The following is a 4,224-nucleotide window of genomic DNA, read 5'->3' as shown; positions in this document are numbered from 1 at the left end:
GGCCCAGCCGGCCGTTCTGGATGGCGCCCCAGCACTTCACGCTGCCGTTGGAGAGCAGCGCGCAGGTGTGGTCATAGCCGGTGGCGATCTGCAGGGCCGTGCCACCCAGGTCGACGGTCGCGGCCTGGGCGAGCGTGCGGTAGGTGCACCCGTAGGGGGACCAGTCACGGCAGCTGTTGTTGTTCGCGTCCGTGGTGGACACCACGGCGCCGAGCTGGCCCTGGTTGCTGGCGCCCCAGCACTTCACGGCGCCCTGCCGGGTCTGGATGCAGGTGTGGTAGGCGCCCGCGCTGAGCTGTGCCACGTCTCCGACATTCACGGGGGTCTGCTGGCTGGGGTCGGACACCTGGGTGGTGTGGGGGTAGCCAAGCTGCCCGGCGCCGTTGCGGCCCCAGCACAGCAGCCTGCCCGTGTCGAGCAGCGCGCAGGTGTGGTTGAAGCCGGCCACGATGTCCCTGGCCGTGACGCCCACGCCCAGGTTCACGTCGCCCTGGACGAGGGGCTGCTCGTCATCCCCGATGGGGTTGTTGTGCCCGTAGCCCAACTGGCCGAAGGAGTTGTTGCCCCAGCAGCGCACCTTGTTCGTGTCCATCAGCGCGCAGGTGTGGTTGCCGCCCGCCGTGATCTTCGTCGCCAGACCGCCCAGGTTGACGTAGCCCGCCTTGGTCAGGTCCGTCGTCGCGCCCACGGTCGCCGTGTTGCCGTAACCCAACTGGCCCGAGGCACCGTTGCCCCAGCAGCGCACCAGGCCCGACTTCAGCAGGGCGCAGGTGTGGTTGGCGCCCAGCGCCACCTTGGAGCCCTTGTCCAACAGCTTCACCGCGAGCTTGCTGGAGGGCTTCTCGGTGTCACCCACGTCCGCGGACTCGCCCAGGCCCAACTGGCCGTGGAAGTTGAAGCCCCAGCAGCGCAGCGCGCCGTCATTGAGCAGCGCGCACGTGTGGTTCTGTCCTGCGCGCAGCATGTTCACGCCGGTGATCTGCCCCGAGTCCACGGGGGTGTCGGGGAATTGATCGGGCGTCAGCACGTACGACAGGGTCGTCTTGCCGTTGTCCGCGTCCGTGACCTCCAGGAAGAGGGTGCCCTGCAGGGTGGAGGTGTAGTTCTGGAGGGTGGAAGGGTTCGTCTGGCCGGTGAAGGCGGGCAGCGGATCCGGCAGGGGGCTGCCAGAGGCGGTGAAGCCCCAGGCGTAGGTGAGGGTCGAGGGGAGCCCGTCGTCGCTGACCTTCGCGGTGAAGAGGACGTTGGAGGTCATCTCGCCTTCGGCATCGCGAAGGCGCTGACCGTCGAGGCCCTGGATGACGGGGTTGAAGAGCACCTTCACGGTCGTGTCGACGACACCGCTCGTCGTCTCCCGGGGCTGGACGGTGGTGGTGAAGGTGGTGGTGACGGAGTGGCCGGCCTCGTTCTTCACCGTCACCTTGTGGTGGAAGACGGTGGTGTCCTGGACGCTGTCGGGCGGGGTGTAGAGGCTGACGAAGGCGCCGGTGGTGGCCAGCAGGGTGATGTCTCCCTCCACCGGGGTGAAGGTGCCGCTCCCCGCGGCGGGGGTGAGGGTGTAGTGCAGCTTCTCGCCCGTGGAGGCGGAGACGGCGAAGGTGAGGTTGCCGCTCTGGCCGGAGGCGAAGGCCGTGGGGATGCTGATGCGCTCGATGCGGGGCAGCTTGATGACGGCCTTGTCGGTGGCGGGCCCCAGGGGGATGGTGAGGGTCTCGAAGTCCTGGGTGAGGGTGACGTCGAGCGTGCCGTCGAAGATTTCGAGGGTGGCTGAGGTGTCGCTGTAGGCCTGCGCGTAGAAGGTGAGCGCCAGGCCCTTGGGCAGGAAGGGCAGGGTGCCGGCCCACTTCTTCGTGGTCTCGTTCTGGAGCAGGTCGAAGTTGACGAAGAGGGGCTCCTCCGAGGTCTTGCTCGTCTCCCAGACGGTGACACGCAGTCGCTTGACGTCGTTGTGGGAGAACTCCATCGCGGAGACGCGGCCCTTCTTCGCCGCCTCCGTGAAGTCCTGCGAACCCATCGACAGCGTGACCTGGGACTGCTTCTGCTCGGAGGGCGCGGTGTCCGGGGGCGTCGCGTCGGAGCTACAGCCGGCGACCCACGGCGCGGACAAGGACAGCAGCAGCGCGCCCAGGATGCCGCGCGAACGGAACCAGCGGGGAGACGTTCTCTGCACGAAAACTCCTGCAAGGACAGCGGGGGATGGGGAAGACGGACAAAGACAGACGTGACCGGGCCAGGGCCCGGAGACACGCTCCCCGTGCCGGGCTCCGGGGGAGCACGGTCGGGGGATGCCACGAAATGGGAGGGAGTGTGTCTGTACAGCGAGAAACGGAGACGACCGTGGCAGCGGCTTGAATGACTGTCACGCCTTCTAGGGGTTTCCGCGAATGCGTGTCAATGTCTGGGTTTGCGCTGACTTGGGGGTGGGAAACGTGCCAGTCGCGGTGGACCCTCGCGGTGACAGGATTTGTCAGCCCGGGGCACGAAGCCTCGGAACACGACCCGGGAGAGCGGGTCGGCGGGGTGACGCAGTGGGTTGTTGAGGGGATGAAAAAGGCAATTCAGGGAAGCTTCGTGAAACACATTGAGGGTTCACGGACCGTGGGGCCCGCATCCTCCCTGGGGGCCGCCTGGAATGGACAAACGGCGGCACCCCGTTGGTCTTGGAAGACTCGGGTAGCGGGCATCCCAGCGAGGCCCGGACTCACACCGGTTCGTGCCCGTCGTCGTCCTCGTCCAGCGCCTCCTCCTCCGGCCCGGCCAGCTCATCCAGGCCCTCCAGGTCCACGGGCAGGGGCTCGTCGTTCACGTCCGGCGTCACGTCGTCGCCTCCCAGGAACGGCGGTGGCACCACCGGCTCGGAGGCCATCGCGGCCTCGTCGGACGTCAGCTCCGCCGGGTGCAGGCCTCCCTCCAGCAGCTCCGCCTGGTTGCGCCGGCCGGTGGCCTCCCTCGCCGCCTCGGACACCTCCTCCGCCGCGGCCTGCCGGCCGTACCCGGGCGCGTGCTCGCGCAGCCACTGGCGCAGCGCACCGGCCAGCGCCTCCGCCGAGTCGAAGCGCTCCGAGGGCGCCTGCCGCAGCGCCCGCACGGTGACGGCCCGCAGCCCCTCCGGCACGTCCCGCGTCAGGTGCTCCACCTCCCGGGAGCCCACCATGGCCATCCGCGCGGCCACCTCCGTCAGCGGCATCCACGTGGGCCCCTGCGCCTCCACCAGCGGCAGGTCCGGCGGGGGCGGGGGCGCCGCGTCCTCCAGCGTGAGCGGGTGTGTGCCCGTCAGCACCTCCAGGAGCACCAGCCCCAGGCTGAACAGGTCGCTGCGGGCATCCAGCGGCTCGCGCCGGAGCGCCTCCGGGGACGCGTACGCCACGTCTCCCTTCACCAGCGGCCGGCTGGTGATCTCCCGGCCGGGCAGCGTGGAGAACGCGGCGGTGAAGTTCGTGAGCTTCACCTCGCCGTGCACGCCCAACCTCAGATTCCGGGGGCTCACGTCGCGGTGGATGATGTTGAGTGGCCGGTTCCACTCGTCGCGCAGCGTGTGCGCGTGGTGCAGGGCCTCCGCCACCTCGGAGACCACCCACGCGGCGAAGGCCGGGGACATGGGCTTTCTGCGCATGGCCACCAGGTTCAGCACCGTGTCCAGCGACCGGCCCTCCACGTACTCCATCACCACGTGCGGCACGCCCCGGTAGGCCTTCAGGTGGTAGACCTTCGCGATGCCGGGGTGGTTGAGCCGGAACGTCAGCTCCACCTCCTCCACCAGCCGCCGTCGCTCCACGAAGCCGGACGGGTTGCGCAGCCGCTTGATGACCACCGGGCCGCCCAACCCGCCCCGGTAGCGCCGCCGCGCCAGCATCAACAGCTCCCCGGTGGCGCGCACCTCCAGCTTGCGCACGAACTCGAAGGCCGTGCCGCCCACCGTGAACAGCACTCGCGGCCGGCGCGGCACGCCGGGGATCTCCTCCGTCGTCGTATCGGGGGTCGTCTTCATGTCCTGCCTTTCAACCTCTGGGGTTGAGCGGAAATCGCTCGACCCCGCAGGTAGCACGAACCCCATCGCGGACAAAACCTCAAGGGTTGGTCGGAAGGTGTGCGACCCTGGAGGTTCAGTCCCTCCGGCGCAATCCCAGACGCCGGGCCCAGCGCTCCCACAGGCGCCGCCACGCAATCCTCCGGGCCACGCGCCAGGGCATGGGGGGAGGCAGGGGCGCGGCCAGCCCCAGGGAG

2 protein-coding genes are annotated in these 4,224 nt (G+C 69.3%); both read right to left on the bottom strand.

Going from position 1 to position 4,224, the window contains the following annotated elements; genetic code table 11:
- On the bottom strand, positions 1–2,170 hold a 2,170-nt coding region (locus D7Y13_RS39255; RefSeq protein WP_120630990.1), incomplete at its 3' end, for an RCC1 domain-containing protein.
- Between the two features lie 531 nt (positions 2,171–2,701).
- Complete coding sequence (locus tag D7Y13_RS39250) at positions 2,702–3,988, bottom strand: serine/threonine protein kinase (protein WP_199732993.1); 1,287 nt, start codon at positions 3,986–3,988, stop codon at positions 2,702–2,704.
- Positions 3,989–4,224 lie beyond the last annotated feature (236 nt).

Source organism: Corallococcus praedator, from assembly GCF_003612125.1.
GTDB classification, from domain to species: domain Bacteria; phylum Myxococcota; class Myxococcia; order Myxococcales; family Myxococcaceae; genus Corallococcus; species Corallococcus praedator.
This window is presented reverse-complemented; position numbering and strand designations above follow the sequence as displayed.

Coding starts and splice junctions, on each gene's coding strand:
- D7Y13_RS39250 (WP_199732993.1), bottom strand. CDS start 3,988: ATGAAGACGACCCCCGATACGACGACGGAGGAGATCCCCGGCGTGCCG.